Origin of the sequence: Natronomonas marina (assembly GCF_024298905.1) — an archaeon.
GTDB lineage: Archaea > Halobacteriota > Halobacteria > Halobacteriales > Haloarculaceae > Natronomonas > Natronomonas marina.
The window spans coordinates 2,104,601-2,126,617 of record NZ_CP101154.1; the positions used below are offsets into that span (position 1 = coordinate 2,104,601).

General features: G+C 68.7%; 23 protein-coding genes. 15 read left to right on the forward strand and 8 right to left on the reverse strand.

Translation table 11 applies throughout. The annotated features are described in order from the left end of the window. Positions 1–250 precede the first annotated feature (250 nt). Positions 251–1,153, forward strand: a complete 903-nt coding sequence (locus tag NLF94_RS11365) for a DMT family transporter (protein WP_254837742.1) — start codon at positions 251–253, stop codon at positions 1,151–1,153. Here the strand turns inward: NLF94_RS11365 and NLF94_RS11370 are convergent. Then, a complete protein-coding gene (locus NLF94_RS11370; RefSeq protein ID WP_254837743.1) occupies positions 1,146–2,315 on the reverse strand; it encodes a CaiB/BaiF CoA transferase family protein in 1,170 nt (389 codons plus the stop codon). The two genes, NLF94_RS11365 and NLF94_RS11370, sit on opposite strands and share 8 nt — an antisense overlap. A 125-nt stretch (positions 2,316–2,440) precedes the next feature. On the opposite strand from NLF94_RS11370, the gene NLF94_RS11375 reads away from it, so the two are divergent. From NLF94_RS11375 to NLF94_RS11385, 3 genes are read left to right on the forward strand one after another with little or no spacing between them, the layout of a single operon-like run. After that, a complete protein-coding gene (locus tag NLF94_RS11375) occupies positions 2,441–3,664 on the forward strand; it encodes an acyl-CoA dehydrogenase family protein (RefSeq protein WP_254837744.1) in 1,224 nt (407 codons plus the stop codon). A gap of 1 nt (position 3,665) precedes the next feature. After that, complete coding sequence (locus NLF94_RS11380) at positions 3,666–3,947, forward strand: hypothetical protein (protein ID WP_254837745.1); 282 nt, start codon at positions 3,666–3,668, stop codon at positions 3,945–3,947. 24 nt (positions 3,948–3,971) lie between these two features. Then, entirely contained in the window at positions 3,972–4,430 is a 459-nt protein-coding gene (locus NLF94_RS11385; RefSeq protein ID WP_254837746.1) for a hypothetical protein, read from the forward strand. On the opposite strand, the gene NLF94_RS11390 is transcribed toward NLF94_RS11385, so the two are convergent. Beyond that, the gene (locus NLF94_RS11390) at positions 4,424–4,909 is read right to left on the reverse strand and encodes a peroxiredoxin family protein (RefSeq protein ID WP_254837747.1); all 486 of its coding nucleotides are present in this window, start codon (positions 4,907–4,909) and stop codon (positions 4,424–4,426) included. The two genes, NLF94_RS11385 and NLF94_RS11390, sit on opposite strands and share 7 nt — an antisense overlap. Positions 4,910–4,992: 83 nt before the next feature. On the opposite strand from NLF94_RS11390, the gene NLF94_RS11395 reads away from it, so the two are divergent. Further along, positions 4,993–5,268 carry a glutaredoxin family protein gene (locus NLF94_RS11395; protein WP_254837748.1) on the forward strand — a complete coding sequence of 92 codons (276 nt, stop codon included), beginning with the start codon at positions 4,993–4,995 and terminating at the stop codon, positions 5,266–5,268. Between the two features lie 24 nt (positions 5,269–5,292). Here NLF94_RS11395 and NLF94_RS11400 read toward each other — a convergent pair whose 3' ends face one another. The 3 genes from NLF94_RS11400 to NLF94_RS11410 all read right to left on the reverse strand — a co-directional run bounded on the left by NLF94_RS11400 (position 5,293) and on the right by NLF94_RS11410 (position 7,841). Next, positions 5,293–5,694 carry a cupin domain-containing protein gene (locus tag NLF94_RS11400; protein WP_254837749.1) on the reverse strand — a complete coding sequence of 134 codons (402 nt, stop codon included), beginning with the start codon at positions 5,692–5,694 and terminating at the stop codon, positions 5,293–5,295. Between the two features lie 113 nt (positions 5,695–5,807). Next, positions 5,808–6,563 (reverse strand): SIR2 family NAD-dependent protein deacylase, encoded by a 756-nt coding sequence (locus NLF94_RS11405; protein ID WP_254837750.1) that lies wholly within the window; start codon positions 6,561–6,563, stop codon positions 5,808–5,810. An 87-nt stretch (positions 6,564–6,650) separates the two neighbouring features. Next, the gene (locus tag NLF94_RS11410) at positions 6,651–7,841 is read right to left on the reverse strand and encodes an acyl-CoA dehydrogenase family protein (protein ID WP_254837751.1); all 1,191 of its coding nucleotides are present in this window, start codon (positions 7,839–7,841) and stop codon (positions 6,651–6,653) included. A gap of 151 nt (positions 7,842–7,992) precedes the next feature. Between NLF94_RS11410 and NLF94_RS11415 the strand changes: the two genes are divergently transcribed. Next, positions 7,993–9,246 carry an alkyl sulfatase dimerization domain-containing protein gene (locus NLF94_RS11415; RefSeq protein WP_254837752.1) on the forward strand — a complete coding sequence of 418 codons (1,254 nt, stop codon included), beginning with the start codon at positions 7,993–7,995 and terminating at the stop codon, positions 9,244–9,246. A gap of 159 nt (positions 9,247–9,405) precedes the next feature. Here NLF94_RS11415 and NLF94_RS11420 read toward each other — a convergent pair whose 3' ends face one another. Then, on the reverse strand, positions 9,406–10,827 hold the full coding sequence (locus NLF94_RS11420; protein WP_254837753.1) for an FAD-binding oxidoreductase: 1,422 nt from the start codon (positions 10,825–10,827) through the stop codon (positions 9,406–9,408). Positions 10,828–11,090: 263 nt separating this feature from the next. Between NLF94_RS11420 and NLF94_RS11425 the strand changes: the two genes are divergently transcribed. The 6 genes from NLF94_RS11425 (at position 11,091) to NLF94_RS11450 (ending at position 15,520) form a co-directional block, all read left to right on the forward strand. Continuing rightward, positions 11,091–11,963 (forward strand): NAD+ synthase, encoded by an 873-nt coding sequence (locus NLF94_RS11425; RefSeq protein WP_254837754.1) that lies wholly within the window; start codon positions 11,091–11,093, stop codon positions 11,961–11,963. Positions 11,964–12,084: 121 nt separating this feature from the next. Continuing rightward, positions 12,085–13,056 carry a quinone oxidoreductase family protein gene (locus tag NLF94_RS11430; protein ID WP_254841421.1) on the forward strand — a complete coding sequence of 324 codons (972 nt, stop codon included), beginning with the start codon at positions 12,085–12,087 and terminating at the stop codon, positions 13,054–13,056. Between the two features lie 275 nt (positions 13,057–13,331). Beyond that, entirely contained in the window at positions 13,332–13,679 is a 348-nt protein-coding gene (locus tag NLF94_RS11435; RefSeq protein WP_254837755.1) for a hypothetical protein, read from the forward strand. Between the two features lie 96 nt (positions 13,680–13,775). Next, positions 13,776–14,192 (forward strand): DUF7124 domain-containing protein, encoded by a 417-nt coding sequence (locus tag NLF94_RS11440; RefSeq protein WP_254837756.1) that lies wholly within the window; start codon positions 13,776–13,778, stop codon positions 14,190–14,192. A gap of 80 nt (positions 14,193–14,272) precedes the next feature. Continuing rightward, positions 14,273–15,139: a DUF7847 domain-containing protein gene (locus tag NLF94_RS11445; protein WP_254837757.1), complete on the forward strand. Its 867-nt coding sequence runs from the start codon at positions 14,273–14,275 to the stop codon at positions 15,137–15,139. 45 nt (positions 15,140–15,184) lie between these two features. Further along, positions 15,185–15,520 carry a hypothetical protein gene (locus NLF94_RS11450; protein ID WP_254837758.1) on the forward strand — a complete coding sequence of 112 codons (336 nt, stop codon included), beginning with the start codon at positions 15,185–15,187 and terminating at the stop codon, positions 15,518–15,520. Positions 15,521–15,529: 9 nt separating this feature from the next. Here NLF94_RS11450 and NLF94_RS11455 read toward each other — a convergent pair whose 3' ends face one another. Beyond that, positions 15,530–16,003, reverse strand: coding sequence for a mechanosensitive ion channel family protein (locus NLF94_RS11455; protein WP_254837759.1), 474 nt, complete (start codon positions 16,001–16,003; stop codon positions 15,530–15,532). A gap of 260 nt (positions 16,004–16,263) precedes the next feature. Between NLF94_RS11455 and NLF94_RS11460 the strand changes: the two genes are divergently transcribed. The 3 genes from NLF94_RS11460 to carB all read left to right on the forward strand — a co-directional run bounded on the left by NLF94_RS11460 (position 16,264) and on the right by carB (position 20,656). Continuing rightward, complete coding sequence (locus tag NLF94_RS11460; RefSeq protein WP_254837760.1) at positions 16,264–16,794, forward strand: DUF5815 family protein; 531 nt, start codon at positions 16,264–16,266, stop codon at positions 16,792–16,794. Positions 16,795–16,940: 146 nt separating this feature from the next. Further along, positions 16,941–17,168 (forward strand): hypothetical protein, encoded by a 228-nt coding sequence (locus NLF94_RS11465; protein WP_254837761.1) that lies wholly within the window; start codon positions 16,941–16,943, stop codon positions 17,166–17,168. A 227-nt stretch (positions 17,169–17,395) separates the two neighbouring features. Next, a complete protein-coding gene (carB, locus tag NLF94_RS11470) occupies positions 17,396–20,656 on the forward strand; it encodes a carbamoyl-phosphate synthase large subunit (RefSeq protein ID WP_254837762.1) in 3,261 nt (1,086 codons plus the stop codon). 29 nt (positions 20,657–20,685) lie between these two features. Here the strand turns inward: carB and NLF94_RS11475 are convergent, their stop codons facing one another. Then, positions 20,686–21,936, reverse strand: a complete 1,251-nt coding sequence (locus NLF94_RS11475) for an MFS transporter (RefSeq protein WP_254837763.1) — start codon at positions 21,934–21,936, stop codon at positions 20,686–20,688. Between the last annotated feature and the right edge of the window lie 81 nt (positions 21,937–22,017).

The window sequence follows — 22,017 nt, forward strand, 5'->3', positions numbered from 1 at the left end:
CCGCGGTTTCCGCCCGGGTCTCGGGCCCATCATTTAAATACCGACACGGGGCCAGACGGTCCGTGCTCTGAGGAATCGCTGACGGGCCGCCGAGGCGGGAGATTGGTGACGGGAGTCACCGGAACGTGAGCGGCGAGCGGGCCGCGAGCGCGACCCACGGCCGGTCAGTACCGGAGGTCGCCTGTTCGCAAGCCAACACGAGGAGCGTCGAAACGGCAACGGTTTCACGGGGCCGCGCGACCGTTCGGTCGTGTCCCGGCTGTCCGCTACCGCGCTGTTCGTGACCCTCGCGACGATGTGGGGGCTGTCCTTCCCCGCGATCTCGGTGGGTCTGGAGTACCTCCCGCCGCTGCTGTTCGCGGCGTTCCGCTACGACACCGCCGCGTTGCTGTTGCTCGGCTACGCCGTCGTCGCGACGGATAGCTGGCGCCCAGTCGGCCGGAACAACCTCGAGGCCGTCCTGTGGGGCGGACTGTTCCTCGTCGCCGGCAACGGCCTGCTGTTCATCGGCCAGCAGACCGTCTCGAGCGGCGTGGCGGCCATCCTGCAGGCACTCGTCCCCATCGTGACGGCGCTGTTCGCGCTGGCACTGCTGGACGAGCGGCTCTCGGCGGTCGGGAGCGTCGGCGTCGCCCTCGGCTTCCTCGGTATCGGCCTCATCGTCCAGCCGGACCCGAACAACCTCCTGGCCGGCGACACCGTCGGCCGGCTCATCGTCCTCGGGCAGGTCGTCAGCGTCGCGCTCGGCGGCGTCCTCGTCGACCGGGCCGCCCCGTCGATGGAGCGGGTCGCCATGACCGGCTGGGCGATGCTCGTCGGCGGCGTCGTTCTCCACTTGCTGAGTCTCGGCGCCGGCGAACGGGTGCCGGCGACCCTGGCGGCTCCGCCCGCCCTCGGCGCCGTGATCTATCTCGGCGTCTTCTCGACCGCGCTGGCGTTCCTCATCTACTTCACGATCCTCGAGGAGCGCGGTGCCTTCGAGACCAGCCTCGTGGCGTATCTCGTTCCGCTCGTCGCAACCGCCGCCGGCATCTTCCTCCTGGGGGAGTCGGTCGGCCTCCTCTCTATCGTCGGATTCGTCGTCGTCTTCGCGGGGTTCGCGCTCCTGAAACGCCACGCGCTCGTCGACCTGGTCGCCGCCGGCGTCAGTTGACGACGCCCGCCTCCCGAAGCCGTTCGAGGTCGCTCTCGTCGACTCCGGCCGCCGCCAGAACCTCCTCGGTGTGTTCGCCGTGGGCCGGCGCCTCGTCGGTGCCATCCCTGGAGACGTCGGTGCCGCATACCGGAATCCCCACCCGTGGCGCTCCGTCCTCGGGGCGCTCGATGTACCCGCGGGCCTCGATCTGGGGGTGCTCGAACGTCTCCGTTGGGGTGTAGACGCCGTCGACCGCCGCGTCGACGTCGGCCATCGCCTCTGCCCACTCGTCGCGGGTTCTCGACCGGAATATCTCGGTCAACTCCTCGCGGAGCGCCTCGCGTTCGGCCGGGTCGCTCGTCATGTGCTTGCCGGCGAGGTCCGGGCGGTCGATCGCCTCACAGAAGGCCGCCCAGAACTTGGGTTCGAGCGCGCCGAGCGTGACGTATCGGCCGTCGGCGGCCTCGTAGACGTCGTACCAGGGAAACGCCCCGGTGAGCGGCGTCTCGCCGGGGCGGGGGTCACCGTCGCCGAGCGCCTCGGGTGCGATCGCCTGCGAGAACGAAACCACGGCGTCGGTCAGTGCCACGTCGAGATACTCGCCGCCGGTGTTGCCGAGTTCGCGCGACAGGAGCGCCGAACAGATCGAGAAGGCCGCGAGCAGTCCGCCGGCCATGTCGGCGATCTGGTACCCAGGCATCTGCGGAGCCTCGTCGACGTCCGTCCGGGTCATGTCGAGCAGACCCGCGAGACCGACGTAGTTGACGTCGTGGCCGGGCCGGTCGGCGTAGGGACCGCTCTGCCCGTAGCCCGTGAGCGAACAGTAGACCAGATCCTCCCGATAGTCGGTCAGCGTGTCGTAATCGACGCCGAGACGTTCGGTCACGCCGGGCCGGAAGCTCTCGATGACGACGTCGGCGTCGGCGACGAGATCGTAGAACGCGTCGCGGCCGGCGTCGTCCTTGAGGTCGATAGCGACGCTTCGCTTGCCCCGGTTGACCGCGTCGAAGACGGCGCCGACGCCGTCGTCGGTCGCCGGAGGCATGTGCCGGGCGTAGTCGCCCGCGCCGGTGTCTTCGATTTTCACCACGTCCGCGCCCGCGTCGGCGAGCAACTGGGTCGCGTACGGTCCGGGGAGCAGTCGCGTGAGGTCAAGCACGCGAACGCCGTCGAGTCGCATGGGTGGCGGTGTTCGCCTCGTCACATAAGCCTGCCGTCGGGCGGGAACCGACCCCGCGTGGAACGTTTAAACGTTCCGGCGTGACGGCGCACAGGGTTCAAGAGGCGGCCGTCGTATGTGAGGGTATGGCAACGCAGGAGGCCCAACAGGCGGGCATCAACTTCGAGACGGACGAAGAGACGAACCTCATTCTCTCCAGCCTCGAAGAGTTCATCGAGCGAGAGGTCGAGCCGCTCGAGGACGAGTTGGGCGAGACGTGGTCGAATCCACGGAAGCGACACGAAGACGACGGCCGGCTCGTCCCCGAAGTGCAGGAGGCTATCCAGAAGGTCCGCGAGGCCAGCGGCGAGGCCGGCTTCTACGCGATGAACCTCCCCGAGGAGGTCGGGGGGGAGGGCGTCTCCAACGTCACCTGGTACCGGGCGATAAAGCACGTCGCCTCGACCGGGCCGGGGCTGTCGGAGTACGTTCTGGCCGGGCCGGAGGGACCGAAGCCACTGCTGGCACAGGCCGAGGGCGAGCAAATCGAGGAGTACCTGAAGCCCTGCGTCCGCGGCGAGAAGTCGACCGCCTTCGCACAGACGGAGCCCGGCGTCGGCTCGGACTCGCCGAACATGTCGACGACCGCCGAGAAGGACGGCGACGAGTGGGTGCTCGACGGCCGCAAGCAGTGGATAACCAACGCGCCGTACGCCGACTTCGTGCAGGTGTTCGCCCGGACCTCGCCCATCGAGGAGATGGGGCGGTACGGCGGCATCACCTGCTTCATCGTCGAGGACGACGAGTACGAGGTGGCCTCGCTGAACAACGCCGTCGGGATGACGGGCATGCAGGGCGAAATCGCCCTCGACGGGGTGCGGATTCCCGACGACCGGGTGCTCGGTACGGAGGACGGCGCCTTCTACGACGCCATGGAGTTCCTCTCGCTCGGACGACTCGAGATCGGCGGACGGGCGCTCGGACACGCCGAGTTCCTCATAGAGCAAGGCGTCGAGTACGCAAACGAGCGGGAGGCGTTCGGCCGACCCATCGGCAAGTTCCAGGGAATCTCGCACAAACTCGCCCGCGCTCGGGCCAACGCCTTCGCCGCGGACGCCGCCGCGCTCCGGCTCGCGTGGCTGATGGACAACGGCGAACAGGCCATCCAGGAGTCCTCCATCGTGAAGTACCTCGCCTCGAACGTCATGTTCGACATCGCGGACGACGTCGTCCAGGTTCACGGCGGTAACGGCCTCTCCGAGGACAACCCCTTCATGGACGAACTCCAGACCGCCCGCATCCTCCGCATCGTCGAGGGGACCGACGAGATCCAGCTGAACACCATCGCCAAGGAACTCGGCGTGAACTGAGATGTCGCTCCGGTCCGCCGCTCCGCCGTGGCCGCGAACCGTCCGTGCGGAACTGGCGGCGACCGACTGGGACCGCCACCCCGTCGTCGACGTGGTCACGTTCGCGCCAGCCACCTCCCGCGGCCTGGAGGGAGACCGCCAGCGAATCGAGGTGTACCGCTACCGCGAGGCGCCCGAACTCGCCGTCTACGAGAACGACGAGCGGACCTTCCACGTCGAGCGGCTGACCCGCCCGCTGTACGAGCGTCTCGCGGACGGTCCGGCGGCGGCCGGAACCGATTAGTTCCCCGTCGTCGTCGGGCCGACCATGCTGGGACTGCTCAGGGGCGTCGTGCGCGGCGCGGTCGCGTGGCTGGTCGGCTGGGCGCTCACCTTCGCGGCTGTCGTCGTCGGCGTCGTCGACAGGAGCGGGGTCGACGGCGCGGCCGCGGCCTACGTTCGCGCCCACGCCGTGCCGCCGGAGGCGACCGCCGGCGTCGCTATCCCCGTCGTCGCGGTCGGCGTCGCAGGCCTCCGTGCCGGACGCAGCACCCGATCCGGCGTGACCGGCCGGGTCCGGTCGCTCGTCCAGTCGGTCCGCGGGACCGAGCGCAACCGGGCGAAGACCGCCGCCGTCGCCGGCGGCCTGCTGGCGGTCGGGTACGCGGTCGTCGGCGTCGCCCTCTCCCTCGTCGTCGGTGGCGCGGTCGGCGGCGCTCTCGTCGGCGGTATCGCGTACGGACTGGCCGTCGGCGTGCCGACCGCCGTCGTCGGCGCCTTTTACTGAGCGGGCAGGTCCTCGACGGCCGTCTCTATCTCCTCGCGGGGCACCGGATGAATCCACTCGTCGGTGTCCCAGGCGTGCCGGACGACGCCCTCGCCGTCGAGGACGAATATCGCTCGGCGGGGCGTTCTCGTGCCAGCCATCCCCTCGCGCTCGACGAGGAGGTCGTACGCCGAGGCGACGTCGCCCTCGAGGTCGGAGAAAATCGAGAAGGGGCTGTCGAGTTGCCTGAGGAACTCGTTGATCGAGTAGGGACCGTCCCGGACGACGCCGGAGACGGTGACGCCGTCGAAGGCGTCCCAGTCGGCCTTCTCGTAGCGAATCCACCAGTTCTGTGCGATGGCCGAGAAGACGAAGCCGTCGAAGACGAGGACCGCCCCCCGCTCGCCGATGCGGTCGGCCAACGCCGTCGCCCTGAACGTCTCGCCGTCACACAGCAGTGCCTCGAACGCCGGAGCCCGCTCGCCGACTGACGGTGGCATACGGCCACATCCGACCGTCGGAACTTAAACACGGTGTCCGTGGGCGGCGCCGGATTTTTGCCCCGGCGGCCGAAGGTGTGGGTATGTCCATCACGCTCTACCGGCTGGAGGGCTGTCCGTTCTGCGAGTTCGTCGTCGACAAACTGGACGAACTGGACCTCGAGTACGACAGCGTCTGGGTCGAGGGTCCCCACTCGAAGCGCGACGAGGTGAAGGCCATCACCGGCCAGCGACAGGTGCCGGTCGTGGTCGACGACGACTACGGCGTCTCGATGAGCCAGTCGTCGCGCATCTTCGAGTTCCTCGAGACGACCTACGGCGACGCCGACTCGCCCGAGGAGGTCGAGGCGGCGTTCTGACTCCGGCAGGACCGTCGCGGCCGCTCACTCGTCTATATCGTGGGGGTTGAGCCCGGGGTCCTCGACCGGCGGCGCGCCGACCGAGAGGACGACCCCTCGGTCGTCGCCGGTGTAGCGGTGGCCGTGGCCGATCTTCGGGCCGGCAGCCCACAGCGCCCCCTCCTCGACGTCGACGTACTCCTCCTCGCCGGAGCGACCGAGTTTCAGCGAGAACTCCCCCTCGACGACGTAGTAGAGCTCCTCCTGCTCGCTGTGAGCGTGGTACTGTATCTCCTCTCCCGGCTCGAAGTACCACACCGTCACCCGCATCTCCTCGAGCCCCAGCAGGTCGCCGACGGGCTTTATGTCCAGGTCCGGCGGTAGGGCCTCTATCTCCGAAAGGTCGGTCACGGGCGCCTCCTCGAGGTCGATCACTTCGTACTCCATGGCGGGTTGCCGAACGCTCCCGACCTACAAAAAGGTACGCTCGGGGTACGTTCGCCGGCATCCTCACGCTCGGACGGCTTGTGCTCCCGAGCTACGGAGGGGTACCTCGGGGGCTACTCCAGGACCGCGTCCGCCAGCCGGGGCAGCGCCTCGGTGACGTCCGCCCGGAAGTCGTACTCGGCGCGGTCGGAGATGGCCGTCTCCTCGAGGTTGACGACGACGATGGTGGCGCCCCGCTCGGCCGCCGTCCGCGGCAGCGAGGCGGCGGGCTCGACGGCGAGCGAGGAGCCGACGACGAGGTAGGTGTCGGCGGACTCCGAGAGCGACTGCGCCCGGAACAGCGCATGGTCGGGTAACTGCTCGCCGAAGAGGACGACGTCGGGTTTCAGCACCTCGTCGCAGTGGTCGCAGGTCGGCGGGACGGTCCCCTCCCGGACCCGCTTGAAGACGGGGTCAGCGTCCTGACGGCGGTTACAGCCCGTACAGACGACGCGGCGGCCGTTGCCGTGGATCTCGACGGGGTCCTCGCTACCGGCCGCCTGGTGGAGCCCGTCGACGTTCTGCGTGACGAGGCCGTCGAGAACGCCGCCGGTCTCGAGCCGTGCGAGCGCCTCGTGGGCGGCGTTTGGCTCGACGCCGTCGCCGAACATCTCCTCGACGAGTTCCGCGCGGTCGCGCCAGAAGCCCTCCGGGTCCGCCCGGAACCGCGAGACGTGGAACTCCTGGGGGTCGTACTCCGTCCAGAGGCCGTCCTCCGAGCGGAAGTCGGGGAGGCCGGAGGCCGTCGAGACGCCGGCGCCGGTCATCGCAACGACGGAGTCGGCGTCGCGGATGGCCCCGGCCGCGAACTCGAGTTCCCGCTGGTCCATGCCCGCCGTTCAGCGCCGACGTAGAAAAGCGAACCGCCTCTCGTGTCCCCCGGGGCCGGGATTCGCCGCCGGTGACCCCGAGGGACCTCACTTGTAGGCGCTCACGCCGGTCAGCTCCTTGCCGACGACGAGCTTCTGGATGTCCGTCGTGCCGTCGGGAATCGTCATCGTGCGGGCGTCGCGGTAGTACCGTTCGAGGGGGTACTCCTCGGAGAGGCCGTTGCCGCCGTGGACCTGCAGCGCCGTGTCGGTCACGTCGACGCTCTTCTCGCAGACCCACCCCTTCGCCAGCGAGGAGAACATCCGCGCCTCGGGGTCGCCCTCGCCGACCTTCCGGGCCGTCTCGTAGGTGAGCAGCCGGCCGGTCTCCAGCCCCGCGCGAATCTCGTACAGTTTCTCCTGGACGAGCTGGTGGCCGCCGATGGGCCCGCCGAACACCTCCCGCTCCTTGGCGTAGTTGAGGGCGTCCTCGTAGGCGGCCTGCATGATGCCGACCGACATCGCCGCCATCCCCGTCCGCATGTAGGAGAACATCGCGTTCAGCGGGTTCTGCGTCTGGAACATCTCGTTGTCCGTGATGTCCGACTCCCCGGAGGCGACCATGTTCGTGACGGCGTTCATCAGTTTGTTGTCCTCGGAAACGCGCACCTCGTCGAAGAATATCTGGCCCGTCGGCGAGCCGTTCCAGCCGAGTTTGTGGAGTTCGCGCGTCTCGACGTCGTTGGTGACGCAGTCGACGATGAAGAAGTCCCGCTGGCCCAGTTCCTCGTCGTGAGCGACGACCAGCGCCATGTCCGCGATGGGGGCGTTCGATACCCACGTCTTCTCGCCGTCGATGACGTACTCGTCGCCGTCCTTCTCGGCGGTCGTGGCGGGACTGCGCGTGTCGCTGCCGCCGTCCGGCTCCGTGACCGCCATGCAGCCGATACACGAGCCGTCGTCGAGTTTGTCACCGAGCGCGTCCTGGGTTTCCTCGCCGGCGTATGCGGCGAACAGCGTCGGGAAGGACATGTTCAGCGTGACGTTGAGCGAGGGCCAGATACGGGAGATCTCCTCGCTCGTGACGGCGTAGGTGAGCGGGTCGGCGAACCCGTCGCCCTCGACGTCGCCCGGCCCGATGCCGAGTTCGCCAAGCATCTGCTGGTACTGGATAGCCTCGTCCTTGCTCATCGGCTCGCGGTCGGCCTCCGGCAGGTCCGGCGCGATTTCGGCCTCGAGGAACTCCCGCAGGGAGTCCCGTATCATCTCGTGTTCCTCGTCGAGGTGGGCGTGTCGCATACCACGGTGTTGCGGCACGACCGGCTAAGCGGTTTACCGTCGCATGGGAGGGCGTTTATTGGTCGGGACCGGTGTCACGACGCCAGCGGCCGAGCGACCGATGCAGCGCACTCGACGCAACGATTACGGGGCGGCGTGTCGAGCGGCCCACATGGTCGAAAACGCGATCGAGACGGTCGCGGCCGTCGAGGCCGGCGTGCGCGACCCCGAGGTCGTCAGGGTGACCGATCGAACGTACTTCTGTCCGCTGTTCAGCGGCGTCACCGCCTTCGAGACGGACGCCGGGCTCGTCCTCGTGGACACCGGTCTCGAGCGGCTCGCCCCGCACATCGCCGAAGCGTTCCGCGAGTACACCGACGCGCCCGTCCACACCGCCGTCTACACGCACGGCCACGTCGATCACGCCTACGGCCTGGCGCCGTACCTCCTCGAGGGTCAGTCTGATCCCGAGGTGGTCGCACACGAGGCCGTCGCCGAGCGGTTCGCGCGCTACGCCCGGACGCGGGACCACAACGAGGCCATCAACGCCCGCCAGTTCGGCGGCACGGTCGAGCTGGCCGACACGATGTACGAGGAGGGGTCGCCGTTCGGCTGGCCCGACTACCCGCCGACCACCGAGTACCGCGACGACCTCGTCCTCACGGTCGGCGGCGAGCGGTTCGAACTCCACCACGCCCGCGGCGAGACCGACGACCACACCTGGCTGTACTGCCCGGACCGCGAGGTGCTCTGCCCCGGGGACTTCTCGATCGGCGCCTGCCCGAACGCGGGCAACCCGCAGAAGGTCCAGCGGTATCCGGACGAGTGGATCGACGCGCTCCGCGAGATGGCCGCAGAGGACGCGCGGCACCTCTGTCCGGGTCACGGCGACCCGATCGTCGACGACCCGGACGCGATCCGGACGCGCCTCGTCCGGACCGCGGCCTATCTCGAGGCGCTGGTCGAGGACGCGCTCGCGGCCCTGAACGACGGCTCGCCACCCCACGTCGACATCGTCCACGACGTGGACTACCCCGAGACCGACGCCGAGTGGCTCGCCCCACAGTACGACGACCCGGAGTTCGTCGTTCGCTCGGTGATCCGCCGCTACGGTGGCTGGTGGAGCGGTCGGCCGTCGGAGTTACAGCCGGCACGACGCGCGGCCCTCGCCTCGGAGGTCGCGTCGCTCGGGGGCGGCGCCGAGGCCCTGGCCGCCCGCGCGGAGGAACTCGCGGACGCGGGCGAGTTCCGGCTCGCCGGCCACCTCGCCGATTTCGCGCTGGAGGCCGCCCCGGAGGACGAGTCGGTCGCGCCCGCCGTCAACCGCGTGTACGCGGCGCGAGCAGAGCAGGCCGCCAGCCTGATGGCCGAGAACCTCTACCGGTCGGCCGCGTCGTACGCCGCCGACCGGCGCCCGTTCCGCTGACGCGTTCGCGGGGTCGCCGCAGTCGGGGGCGCCTCGGTCGGGTCGACGTGCGTCACCTGGCGTCCGCGAGACCGATGACCACTCCGGGGTCCGGCATCATCCCGATGGCGGTCGGGCGGCTGGCGACGCCGGCCCGCGCCACCGGGTCCTGCATCGGGACTATCGGCCCGGTAACTCGACGCGGCCGCCCTCCGTCTCCGTCTCCGGGAACATCTTGCCCGGGTTGAGGATGTCGTTGGGGTCGAGCGCGCCCTTCACGGCGCGCATCGCCTGGACGCCGCCCTTGCCGTGTTCGAGTTCGAGGAACTTGCGCTTGCCCATGCCGATGCCGTGTTCGCCCGTCGCCGTGCCGCCCCACTCGATGGCCCGCTCGACGATGCTGTCGTAGACGTCCTCGGCGCGGGCCTCGGCCTCGGCGTCGTCGGGGTCGACGAGGGCGGCGTAGTGGACGTTGCCGTCGCCGGCGTGTCCGAAGCAGGGCAAGAGGAGGTCCCGCTCGTCGGCGAGGTCCTTGGCGTAGCGGACGATGTCGGGGTACCTGCTGATTGGGACGGTGACGTCGCCGGGATGGCGGGGTTCGAGGTCGGGGTCGTACTGCTGGACGGCGAAGGCGAGTTCGTCCCGGGCGCGCCATATCTCGTCCATCCGGTCGTCGCTGGCAATCTCGAACTCGGCGACGTCGTGGGCCTCGAGGATAGTCTCGAAGAAGTCGATCTCCTCGTCGATGCCGTGGTTGGCGTGGAACTCGAAGAAGATCATCGCCCCCTCGGGGAGGCCGGTGTCGAAGTAGTCGTTCGCCATCTCCGCCGCGAGCGGGTCGATGAGCTCGATTTTCGCGGTGTCGACGCCGGAGCGGACGGCGTCGTAGACGGCCTCGGCGGCGTCGTCCATCGACTCGAAGACGGCGCGGCCGCCCTTGATCTGCTCGGGACGGCCCTCCAGTTCCAGCGTCGCGCGGGTGACGACGCCGAGCGTGCCCTCGCTGCCGACGACGAGGTCCTTGAGGTTGTAGCCCGAGGAGGTCTTGACGGCCTTGCTGCCGGCCTCGAGGACGGTGCCGTCGGCGAGCACGACCTCCAGTTCGAGCACCCAGTCGGCGACCTCGCCGTACTTGACGGTCTTCTGGCCGGAGGCGTCGTTGACGATCATCCCGCCGACAGTCGAGAGGTTCGCCGACGACGGCATCGGCGGGAAGAACATCCCGTGTTCGGCGACCGTGTCGTCGACGACGTTGCCCATCACGCCCGGTTCGACGTCGATCTGGAAGTCGTCGGGCCGGACATCGAGGACGTCGTTCATCCGCGTCATGTCCATGCTGACTCCCCGGAACAGCGGGACGGCGTTGCCCTCCAGCGACGTGCCGGCGGCGTAGGGGGTGACCGGCACCTCGCGCTCGCTGGCGGCCTCGAGGACGGCCGAGACGTCGGCAGTCGAGGCCGGCCAGACGACGGCGTCGGGGGTGACGCCCAGGCCGGCCTCCTGTGCCACCCAGTCGGCGGCGTGGCTCTCGCGGGCCGACTCGTCGAACGAGACCGCACCGTCGAGGTCCAGGTCGGACAGGAACGAACAGTCGTGCGTCATACCGACACACCACGCCCGTATCGGCTTAAATGTATACGGAGCGACCGGTCGACGCGGCGGGCGACTGCTGTGTCTTTTCTATTCCCCTTATTCACACCTATTACAGTATTGAGTGTACGAACATGTGGTGTAGAAAGATTTAAATTCGATATACCACACCATTGTGGCGTGTTTAAAGAACAAATGTCCGTAGAATCCGACGCGACTGGAACGGCCGATTTCGACCACCCGGTGCTGCACGTCTCGACCGACGACCACCGGGAATGATAACCTCGGTCGAGGAGATCCCGGAACTCGCTTTCCGCACCGAGGAAAGCGAACTGGAGACGCTCCGTGCGGAGATCGTGTCGTTCCTCCGGGACCAGGTCGACGGGGCGGACGCCGACGGCGTCGTCGTCCCGGTGAGCGGAGGCATCGACTCGACGCTCTCGGCGCATCTCTGCGTCGAGGCTCTCGGCCCGGAGGCGGTGACGGCGCTCGTGTTGCCGTGTACGCTGACGGACGCGGAGAACACCATCGACGCCCAGTCGGTCGTCGAGCGCCTCGGTGTCGAGCCGACGAAGATCCAACTCCAGCCGATGCTCGACATGTTCGAGGACGCGGTGGCGCCGGAGATATCCGAGCAGGCGGACCGCCGGGCCATCGGCAACGTCATCGCCCGCCTGCGGATGGTCGTGGCCTACTACGCCGCGAACGTGACCGGCCGGCTGGTCTGTGGCACCTCGAACCGGACGGAACTCCTGCTCGGGTACTTCACGAAGCACGGTGACGGCGCCGCCGACATACGTCCCATCGCCGGTCTCTACAAGACCGAGGTCCGTGCGCTGGCGCGGCACCTCGACGTGCCGACCGACATCGTCGAGAAGACGCCGACTGCGGGACTGTGGGCCGGACAGACCGACCGAAGGGAACTGGGCGCCCCGTACGGCCTGCTCGACGTTATCCTCCACGAACTCGTCGAGAACGACCTCGGCGTCGAGGGCACCGCCGCCACGCTGGGCGTCGACGAGTCGTTCGTCGCTCGCTACGCCCACCGCGTCCTCGAGAACGGCCACAAGCGCGAGCCGGTGCCGACCCCGAACGGCGACCGAACCGGCGGCGACGCCCTCTTCTGCGAACTCGAGGGACGGGCCTGAGCGGCACCCTCCCGGGACGGAGACGGTCCCCGGCGTCGCCGGGTGGCTTTAACACTCTTTGTTCATCTCCGTCGGCTTGCTTACATTGATAAGGTCGGGGGCCGCAGGTCCGTCCATGTCGATGCGAGCCATCGAGGTCACGGAGTACGGCGACGCCGACGCGCTGACGGTATCGGAAGCGGAGGTACCGGACCCCGGCGAGGGCCAGGTCCGTATCGAGGTCCGGGCGGCCGGCATCAACTTCGCCGACATCATGCAGCGCCGCGGCCACTACCAGGGCGGTCCGAAGCCGCCCTACGTCCCCGGTATGGAGGTCGCAGGCGTCGTCGACGCCGTCGGCGAGGGGGTCAACCGCGAGGAGGGCGAGGCCGTCGTCTCGCTCGTCGAGGGGCGCGGGTACGCCGAGTACGCGCTGGCCGACGCGCGCGGCCTGCTCGATATTCCCGGCGACATGAGCTTCGAGGAGGCCGCCGGCTTCCCCGTCCAGTGGCTCACCGCCCACAACTGCCTCCACGAGTGGGGCGGCCTCGAGGAAGGCGAGACGGTCCTCGTCCACGCCGCAGCGGGCGGTGTCGGCTCCGCGGCGGTCCAGTTGGCCGACGACGCCGGCGCGACGGTGCTCGGCACCGCCTCAACCCCCGAGAAACTCGAGATGGCCGCGGACCTGGGGATGGATCACGGCATCCGCTACACCGAGGAGGACTTCGTCGAACGGGTCGACGACATCACGGACGGCGAGGGTGTCGACCTCGTACTGGACGGCATCGGCGGCGAGACGACCGACCGGAGCCTCGACGCCCTGACATCCTTCGGCCGGATGGTCTCGTTCGGCGCGGCCGCCGGCGAACCCGGCCGGCCCAACACCGCCGACCTGCTGTTCGGCAACAAGACCGTCATCGGCTACCACCTCGGGCGCGCCATCGCCGAGAAGCCGATGCGCGTGATGGGCGCGGTGCCGGAGCTAACCCAGTTGCTCGGGGACGGCACCCTCGCGGTCCAGGTCGGCCACACCTTCGACCTCGAGGCCGCCGCCGAGGCCCACGAGTTCATCGAGGACCGCAACTCCTCCGGCAAGGTCGTGCTGATCCCGTAGCGGCCGTCGGTGGGGGTCGCCGGCGCTGCCGGGGGGACCGGGATGGTCGGTACTGCGAGCGCGCTGCACTTCCAGACCACGGCCGCGGCGGAAGTGACCAGCGACTCGAGTTCCGACGCCTGGCGTGAAAACGACTGCATCACCAGCCACGAGTTCAAAGTCGATTCGGATAACAGTTCTACGAGCATCGATTTCTGTGAACCCAACAGCGGCATATACCCATCCGAGAACGGTAAAGAAGTCGAAATCAATTGGGATGCTGTGGCGCAATCGCGGTGGACACGCTGGCGGCTGCCATCGAGCAACCGATCGATATCCTGATAACTGCCGCAGCTATCGTGGACCTCTCGGACTACCAGGGTAACGGGACGGCCACCGCCACGATGAGTCACAACCGGCGGACAGCCGACAACAGCCACCAGCGGTCAAAAACGAAGGTCCAGGGTACCTTCGAACTGAACGTCCCCGGAGGCGAAGACTGCACCCTCGACATCACGTCTAGCACCTCGATATACGACCCCTGTGACCGGGTCGGCGACCAAACGGATCCCGACGAATGGACCCAGGCACAGACCTACCGCATATACGCAGACGACGACAGTGTGCAGCAACGGTACTGGTAGGACACGACTGCCAACTGCCGGACACCCGTCAGGCGATTCCGAGTGAGGGGGGCGTATATCCAAAGTGTTTTCTCCGGGCGAGTCCCCGATTCGTGTATGGATGGCGGCGGCTCTACGGACATGACGCTCGCGTTCGAACTCGAGGCGCTCAAGCGGCTGGCGCGGCCGGAGGAGGTGTTCTCCGACGCCCGCACCTGGAGCGAGTACGTCGGGGTGGTCTCGGAGAAGCCGACCTACGTCGTGACGAACTTCACCCGGAAGAACCGGATCCGACAGGACTTCTTCTCGGGGCCCCGGGGCCGCGAGGAGAGCCTCGAGAACGTCAAGACCCAGTTCGACACCGAGCGGCACGTCTTCGTCGGCGTCGACGACGGCGACGAGACCCTCGCCGAGGAGGTCGGATGGGAGTTCCTGCCGGTCGAGCGAGCAGCCGAGGCCGCCGGGTGGGAACTGGGCGATCCCGAGACCGACGACGAGACGGTCGACGACGAGGGCCGCGACGACTGGCCCTGAGGATCGGCCGTCGGTGACGCGTAGCACTACCGGGGCGGCGTACGGACGTTTTTAAGTAGTGGGCGAGCGGTGGGTCGGATATGTCGCTGGATATCGGCGAGGCGTTCGGCGAGGGGCTCTCGCGGCTCTCCACCCGAGCCGGCCTCTCGCTCGCCGTCGTCTTCGCCCTCGTGGCGCTCGTGTCGGCCGTCCTCTCGCAGACGCTCCAGATCGAGGCCCTGGAGGCGATGCTGGAGACGTTCCGGGCAGCATCGCCGGAGCAACTCGACCTGACCCAGGCGGAGTACGACCGACAGATAGAGGTCCTCGAGACGCAACTCCAGACGGTCAGAGAGACGTCCCCGCTGGCGCTGGGAGTGCCGCTCTCGGTCGCCGCCGGGGGGCTGCTCGTGGTCGCGTTTCTCGCGGAGGCGGTCTCGATCGTCGCGGTCCGGGCGTTTGCGGCCGACGACCCCGAAGCCGTCGCCCTCGGGGACGCCACTGGCGGTCTCGGGCTGGCGACGCTGAACGGCTTCGTCGGCGGTATCGTCGTCTGGGGGCTCATCGCGGTCGGCTCCGTGTTCCTCCTGGTCCCCGGGCTCTTCTTCGCCGTCGTGTTTTACTTCCTCCGGCAGCGGATCGCCCTCGAAGACGAGAACTTCGTCGACGCCCTGGCGGCCTCCTGGCGCCTGACGAAGGGCAACCGGCTCAACGTGTTCGCGCTCGGGTTGCTCGTGGTCGTCGTCTCGCAGATCGATCTGATGGCCAGCCTGGTCCTCGCGCCGGTGTCGGCCGTCGCCGCGACCGTCGTCTCGGCCGCCATCGGCGGCGTGCTCGCGGCCTTCGGAGCCGCCGCCGTCACCCGCGGCTACCTACAGTTGACCGAGCGAGAGCCACCGGACGAGGCCGAGAGGACGGCGGGCGACCCCTACGACGGCGCGCTCGGACCCGAGGACATCCCCGAGTAGTCCGACCACAGCGCTATTGATCCGGTAGGACGAACGTTCGGGGGTATGACTGACACCGAACTCGACGTGGAGATAGAAGTCGAGGTAGAGGTCGACGGCGACGAACTCGAGATAGCGGTCGGCGACACCGAGGAAGCCGAGGCGGAACTGTCGACGGACGGTCTCGAGATAGAGATCGAAGCCGAAATCGAGGCCGTGGCAGTCGACGACGACGAACACGAAGAGCCGCGGGAGGACGACGAGGAAATCAGCGACGACAGCGACAGTGACGAAGAGGAAGAAGAAGATGACGAGGACGACGCGGACGAAGGGGAAGGGGACGAGGACGACGAGGACCGAGAAGACGAAGAGGACGAAGGGGAAGGGGACGAAGACGAGTAGCCGGGCCGGTCAGTCGGTGGACTCCTCGCCACCGTCGGGCTGGCCCATGGGGGCCGGCTCGGTGTCGGGGGCGCGCCCGGGGAGCCAGTCGCCGATGTTGGCAGCGACGTAGTCCCGGCCGCCGAGCCCGAACGCGATGCCGATAGCGAGCGCGACACCGGCGGCCAGGCCCCACGCGGCGGCCTGCGCGAACGTGTTGAGGATTCGGACGTCGACGCCCATCGTCCCCAGCCCGATGACGGTCACGACGAAGTAGAGAAAGACGCGCAGTCCGTCGGCGAAGACATCGGTGTAGCTGGTTTCCGTGACGGTCTCGGTGTGTGCGACGACGTCGGCGACGAAGTCCGCGAGGACGAACCCGACGACGATGATGAGCGCGCCGGCGACGAACGCCGGCAGGTACGAGACCGCGGCCGAGATCCACTCCGAGAGGAGTTCGACCGCGAGGGCGTCCGCCGCCGCGAGTAGCGCCAGCGCGTACACGAAGTACCCCCGACGCGACCGAGGCTCCGCGACACCGCCTTCTCGCTGCCACCCAGGGCGCCGCCGAGTGGCGTCTTCATGACGAGTCGGTCGAGTTCGGTCCGGTTCCGTACGGCCCGGACAACCCTCGCTCGATGCCCGGCCACCACGACCGACGGGGACGACGACCACCACGGCCACGACGACGGGAGTGACGAGTCCCCCGACGGGGGGTCGGGCGGGAACGCTGTTTTTAACCGGGTTCGACGCCGAGTGGCGGTATGGCAGAACCGCGCGTGCCCGGCGGCGGCTCCGGGAGCCTGGAACTTCCCTGTGGCGAGACGATTCACGCCCACGACCTCGACATGGGGATGCGCGAAATCCGGTGTGACTGCGGGGAGCGCCACGCCGTCGTCGTGGACGTCCACCCCGTCTCGCGGTTCGTTCCCGAGTCCATCGTGGACGTGCTCCGGGAGACCGTCGAGACCGACGACGAGTTCCCGGAGTTCGGGACGCCGCATGTGATGGGCATCGTTCTCGAGGAGTTCCCCGAGGAGGTCGCCGTCGCCGACGTCGCCGAGGACGGCCACGTCGGCTACGCGCTGCTGTGGGTGACCGGCTTCGACTCCCGTCGCCTCCACGAAATCGTCGTCGAGTTGCTCGTCGAGCTGATGGAGCACGCGGTCAGTCACGGCGACGAGTCGACCGCCACCGAGTTCGAAGAGCAGATGCTGGAGTTCGACGTCGAGACCTTCGTCGAGGAGTACCGCGCCGAGCGGGACTTCGAGTCCGAGGTCGACACGCCGGTGTAGACGTGTCACGGTGTAACACAGTTTTGCGGCGAATTGTCAGACGTTCCCACGCGAGCGACCAGCGTCCCGTCTCCCGGTTTTCGTCAGTCGGGCGTCCGACGATTGTCTGACGGGGTGTTATGGTACGCCGGCCCATGCGTAAGAACATGCGCATACGCCGGGGTGAGTTCGAGCGGATACGGTCCGTACTCTCGGAGGCGGACCCCGAGGAGCCGCTGACGGCCCGGGAGATACTGAACCTGCTCGAGGAGCACGGCGAGGAGTTCGACAGCGCTCACCGCGTTGCGACCGTCCTCGGTCGGGAGGCCGAGGCCGGCGAGGTCGAGGTCATCGACGGCCAGCCGTACCGCTACCGACTCGGCGAAGGTAGCTGAGGGTCGGCGGCACGGGAGCGGGTGGCCGTATCCGTCGCTCTGGTCCAGCAGTGCGAACCTCGTAACCCGAGGTCGCGTTTTCCGAACGCTCGTCAGCCCTGCGGCCGGAGTTCGTCCGGTTCCGGCCCGCTTCCGGCGAGGCTCGCACGATTCGAAATTCGTACTTGCGCTACGAAATCCGCATCTTTTCGCCGGGCTTATTACGATGTGCGAACTCGATGGGGGTAATGACCGACGACGAGGACCGCACCATCCTGCTCATCGGCAGTGGACCGATCCAGATCGGACAGGCCGCGGAGTTCGACTACTCCGGCGCACAGGCGTGCCGGGCGCTCCAGGAGGAGGGCGCCCGGGTCGTCCTCGTCAACTCCAACCCCGCGACCATCATGACCGACCCCGAGATGGCCGACAAGGTGTACGTCGAACCCATCACGCCAGAGGCCATCGCCGAGGTCGTCCGCGAGGAAAAGCCCGACGGCGTCATCGCGGGACTGGGCGGCCAGACCGGGCTGAACGTCACCGCCGAACTCGCCGAACAGGGCGTCCTCGACGAGCACGACGTCGACATCATGGGGACGCCGCTGGACACCATCTACGCCACCGAGGACCGCGAACTGTTCCGCGAGCGGATGCGGAAGATCGACGAACCGGTCTGTCGCTCCGAGACCATCGAGTCCATGGACGAACTCGAAGAGGCGGTCGAGGCCGTCGGCGGCCTCCCCGTCATCGCCCGCACCGCCTACACGCTGGGCGGCTCCGGCTCCGGCGTCGTCGACGACATGGACGAACTCCGCGAAATCGTCCGCAAGGGCTTCCAGCTCTCCCGGAACCACGAGGTCCAGATCACCGAGTCCATCGCCGGCTGGGTCGAACTGGAGTACGAGGTGATGCGGGACGCCGACGACTCCTGTATCATCATCTGCAACATGGAGAACATCGACCCGATGGGCATCCACACCGGCGAGTCGACGGTCGTCACCCCGTCGCAGGTCATCCCCGACGAGGCCCACCAGGAGATGCGGGACTCGGCGCTGAAGGTCATCCGCGAACTCGGCATCCAGGGCGGCTGTAATATCCAGCACGCCTGGCGCGACGACGGGACGCCCTCCGGCGAGTACCGCGTCGTCGAGGTCAACCCCCGCGTCTCCCGCTCGTCGGCTTTGGCCTCGAAGGCGACCGGGTATCCCATCGCCCGCGTCACCGCCAAGGTGGCGATGGGCAAGCGCCTCCACGAGATAGACAACGAGATTACCGGCGAGACCACCGCCGCCTTCGAACCCGCCATCGACTACGTGGTCACGAAGGTGCCGCGGTGGCCCAAGGACAAGTTCTCCGACGTCGAGTTCGAGTTGGGCCCGGCGATGAAGTCGACGGGCGAGGCGATGTCCATCGGCCGGACCTTCGAGGAGTCGCTGCTGAAGGCGCTGCGCTCCTCGGAGTACGACCCGGCCGTCGACTGGACGACCGTCGACGACGAGGAACTCGAGTCGGCGTACCTCGAGACGCCGACGCCGGACCGCCCGTACGCGATGTTCGAGGCCTTCGACCGCGGCTACTCCGTCGAGGAGGTCGTCGAGTCGACCGGGATCTACGAGTGGTACGTCGAGCGGTTCAAGCGCATCGCCGAGGCCGCCGACGCCGCACAGGACGGCGACTTCCAGACCGCCGCCGACGCCGGCTTCACGAACCAGGAGGTCACCGCCATCGCCGGCGGGGAGTTCAACGACACCCACGCCTCCTGGATACCCTCGGAGGTCGACGACGGCGACGACGAGGAGGGCCAGCGCCTCGAACCCGACGGCGGCGAGGCGGGCGGGGTCGCGTCCGGCGACGTCACCGTCGACGACGTCGAGGACGCGACCTCCCGGCGGACGTACAAACAGGTCGACACCTGCGCCGGCGAGTTCCGCGCCTCCACGCCGTACTACTACTCGGCGCGTGAACCGCCGACGGGCCAGGGCGCGAGCGAGGTCCAGGTCGACCGCGACGTCGAGTCGGTCGTGGTGGTCGGCGGCGGTCCCATCCGCATCGGGCAGGGCGTCGAGTTCGACTACTGTGCCGTCCACGCCGTCCGTGCCCTCCGGGAGGTCGGCATCGACGCCCACGTCGTCAACAACAACCCCGAGACGGTCTCGACGGACTACGACACCTCCGACGGCCTGTTCTTCGAGCCCATCACCGCCGAGGAGGTCGCCGACATCGTCGAGGAGACCGACGCCGACGGGGTGATGGTCCAGTTCGGCGGCCAGACCTCCGTCAACGTCGGCGAACCGCTCGAGGACGAACTCCGGCGCCGCGACCTCGACTGTGAAATCATGGGCACCTCAGTCGAGGCGATGGACCTCGCGGAGGACCGCGACCGGTTCAACGAACTGATGGACGAGCTTGGAATCAGCCAGCCGGAGGGCGGCACCGCGACCAGCGAGAGCGAGGCGCTGGAGCTGGCCCACGACATCGGCTATCCCGTCCTCGTCCGGCCCTCCTACGTGCTGGGCGGCCGCGCGATGGACGTCGTCTACTCCGACGAGGAACTGCAGGAGTACATCGAGGAGGCGGTTCGCGTCGCGCCGGACAAGCCCATCCTCGTCGACGAGTTCCTCGCCGACGCCGTCGAACTCGACGTCGACGCGGTGGCCGACGGCGACGACGTCCTCATCGGCGGCATCATGGAGCACGTCGAGGCCGCCGGCGTCCACTCCGGCGACTCCGCGTGCATGATTCCGCCGCGGTCGCTGTCACAGGAGACGCTGGAGCGCGTCCGCGAGGTGACCCTCGAAATCGCGCGCGCGCTGGACACCGTCGGCCTGCTGAACGTCCAGCTGGCCGTGCGTGACGGCGAGGTGTACGTCCTGGAGGCCAACCCCCGTTCCTCGCGGACCGTCCCGTTCGTCTCGAAGGCGACTGGCGTCCCCATCGCCAAACTGGCAGCGAAGGTGATGGCCGGCCAGACGCTCGACGAACTCCGCGTCCACGAGCAGGTCCCCGAGCACGTCTCCGTCAAGGAGGTCGTGCTCCCGTTCGACCGCCTGCCGGGGTCGGACCCCCGGCTCGGTCCCGAGATGAAGTCCACCGGCGAGGTGATGGGCACCGCCCGCTCGTTCGGCAAGGCCTACCTGAAGGCGCAGTCGTCGACCGGCAAGCCCATCCCGACGGAGGGCACCGCCGTCGTCGACCTCGAGACGCTGCGCGGGATGTCCCAGAAGAACGAGGACATCTCCGACATCCGGGAGGGCGCCGAACGCCACTTCGACGTCTACGAGAAAGAGGACTTCGAGGACCTGCCCCAGGCGCTCCGGGACGGCGAGGTCGATGTCATCTTCTCGCGTGACCGCGACGTGCTGGAGGTCGCCGTCGAGGAGACCATCACCTACTTCTCGACGGTGCCGAGCGCCCGCGCCGCCATCGAGGCCATCGAGACGCAGGACGAACCGCTCGACGTGATGGCGCTGTCCGAGCGGCCGACCGAGCGGCGCAACTGGGGCGAGTAGGCCCGGGGGCGGCCGCCCCGGTCGGACGGCTATCTGTCGCCGAACACCAGCGTCGACGCCAGCACCAGCGCCGCCGCCGCGAACCCGGCGAACAGCAGGAAGACGGTGGCGGGGGTGCTGTAGGTGAGGACGACCCCCGCGAGCGACGCGCCGAGGGCGCCGACGCCGAAGATTGCCAGGTACGTGTAGCCAAAGGAGAGGCCGCGCCGGTCCGGCGGCGAGTACGCCGCGATGGTGGCCTGGCTGAGCGGCTGGAGACCGAACAGCGTGAAGCCGAGGGCGGCGCTGACGGCGACGAGCGACCAGGCCGCGCCGGCGGCGGGGACGAACAGCAGCGCGACGGCGACGAGTACGGCCAGCATCCCGGCGAGTCCCCGCTCCGGTTCGACGGCGTCGGTGAGCCGACCGCCGACGTACTGGCCGGCGACGCCGACCACGAGAAGCCCGGTGAACAGGTACCGGGAGAGGCCGAGTTCGGCCGCCGCCGGCCCGGCCGACAGCGGACCGACGGCGGGCGTCTCGCCGCCGACGAGCGGCGCCAGGAACCCGCCGAGCAGTTCCGGCAGGAAGGTCAGCACGCCGCGGTAGTAGAGCCCGTTGAACAGGACGATGCCGAGCACCGTCAGGAAGCCGGCGGTGAACAGCCCCCGGGAGGCCGCCACGAAGTCGCGGAGCGACTCGACCTCGGTCGTGGGTGCCTCGCCGCCGTCGGCTATCTCCGCCGTCCGGTGTTCCTCGAGGTCGACGCGGAGGCCGGCGACGCCCGCCACCACGCCGGGGACGGCCAGGACGAGGACGGCCGTCCGCCAGTCGAACGGCACGAGCAGCAGCGCCACGACGAACGGCCCGCCGGCGATGCCGACGTTGCCGGCCATGCCGTGATAGGCGAAGGCGGCGCCCCGCTCGTCGACGCCGTTGCTGATGAGCGCCAGGCCCGCGGGGTGGTAGACGCTGGCCGCCAGCCCCCACGCGCCGAGGGCGACGACGACACCGCCGACGCCCGGTGCGAGACTCAACAGCGCGAAGGACAGCCCCATCCCCAGCAGGCAGGCGGCGATGAGCCGTCGTGAGCCGAACCTGTCGGCGAGCACGCCGCCGGGGATGGCGCCGGCACCGAACAGCGCGTACCCGACGGAGACGGCGGCGCCGAGCGTCGCCGCCGTGACCGAGAACTCGACCAGCCAGACGGTCACCAGTATCGGTACGGCCAGTTCGTAGGTGTGGACGAGTCCGTGACCGACCATCGTGAACCCGGTGATGCGACGGTCGTTCCGGTTCATCGGTTCCCGTCCTGTGAGCCCGCCTTGGTCGCGGGACGGCGGACGGCACCCGCCGCCACTCGTCCGGCGCTTCCGGCGCGT

Excerpts from the sequence above, each read along its gene's own strand:
- NLF94_RS11410 (WP_254837751.1), bottom strand. The coding sequence starts at position 7,841 with ATGCGACACGCCCACCTCGACGAGGAACACGAGATGATACGGGACTCC.
- NLF94_RS11375 (WP_254837744.1), top strand. The coding sequence starts at position 2,441 with ATGGCAACGCAGGAGGCCCAACAGGCGGGCATCAACTTCGAGACGGAC.
- NLF94_RS11460 (WP_254837760.1), top strand. The coding sequence starts at position 16,264 with ATGGCAGAACCGCGCGTGCCCGGCGGCGGCTCCGGGAGCCTGGAACTT.
- NLF94_RS11370 (WP_254837743.1), bottom strand. The coding sequence starts at position 2,315 with ATGCGACTCGACGGCGTTCGCGTGCTTGACCTCACGCGACTGCTCCCC.
- NLF94_RS11465 (WP_254837761.1), top strand. The coding sequence starts at position 16,941 with ATGCGCATACGCCGGGGTGAGTTCGAGCGGATACGGTCCGTACTCTCG.
- NLF94_RS11415 (WP_254837752.1), top strand. The coding sequence starts at position 7,993 with ATGGTCGAAAACGCGATCGAGACGGTCGCGGCCGTCGAGGCCGGCGTG.
- NLF94_RS11450 (WP_254837758.1), top strand. The coding sequence starts at position 15,185 with ATGACTGACACCGAACTCGACGTGGAGATAGAAGTCGAGGTAGAGGTC.
- NLF94_RS11390 (WP_254837747.1), bottom strand. The coding sequence starts at position 4,909 with ATGCCACCGTCAGTCGGCGAGCGGGCTCCGGCGTTCGAGGCACTGCTG.
- NLF94_RS11385 (WP_254837746.1), top strand. The coding sequence starts at position 3,972 with ATGCTGGGACTGCTCAGGGGCGTCGTGCGCGGCGCGGTCGCGTGGCTG.
- NLF94_RS11440 (WP_254837756.1), top strand. The coding sequence starts at position 13,776 with ATGGATGGCGGCGGCTCTACGGACATGACGCTCGCGTTCGAACTCGAG.
- NLF94_RS11430 (WP_254841421.1), top strand. The coding sequence starts at position 12,085 with ATGCGAGCCATCGAGGTCACGGAGTACGGCGACGCCGACGCGCTGACG.
- carB (WP_254837762.1), top strand. The coding sequence starts at position 17,396 with ATGACCGACGACGAGGACCGCACCATCCTGCTCATCGGCAGTGGACCG.
- NLF94_RS11395 (WP_254837748.1), top strand. The coding sequence starts at position 4,993 with ATGTCCATCACGCTCTACCGGCTGGAGGGCTGTCCGTTCTGCGAGTTC.
- NLF94_RS11425 (WP_254837754.1), top strand. The coding sequence starts at position 11,091 with ATGATAACCTCGGTCGAGGAGATCCCGGAACTCGCTTTCCGCACCGAG.
- NLF94_RS11400 (WP_254837749.1), bottom strand. The coding sequence starts at position 5,694 with ATGGAGTACGAAGTGATCGACCTCGAGGAGGCGCCCGTGACCGACCTT.
- NLF94_RS11420 (WP_254837753.1), bottom strand. The coding sequence starts at position 10,827 with ATGACGCACGACTGTTCGTTCCTGTCCGACCTGGACCTCGACGGTGCG.
- NLF94_RS11380 (WP_254837745.1), top strand. The coding sequence starts at position 3,666 with ATGTCGCTCCGGTCCGCCGCTCCGCCGTGGCCGCGAACCGTCCGTGCG.
- NLF94_RS11445 (WP_254837757.1), top strand. The coding sequence starts at position 14,273 with ATGTCGCTGGATATCGGCGAGGCGTTCGGCGAGGGGCTCTCGCGGCTC.
- NLF94_RS11405 (WP_254837750.1), bottom strand. The coding sequence starts at position 6,563 with ATGGACCAGCGGGAACTCGAGTTCGCGGCCGGGGCCATCCGCGACGCC.
- NLF94_RS11475 (WP_254837763.1), bottom strand. The coding sequence starts at position 21,936 with ATGAACCGGAACGACCGTCGCATCACCGGGTTCACGATGGTCGGTCAC.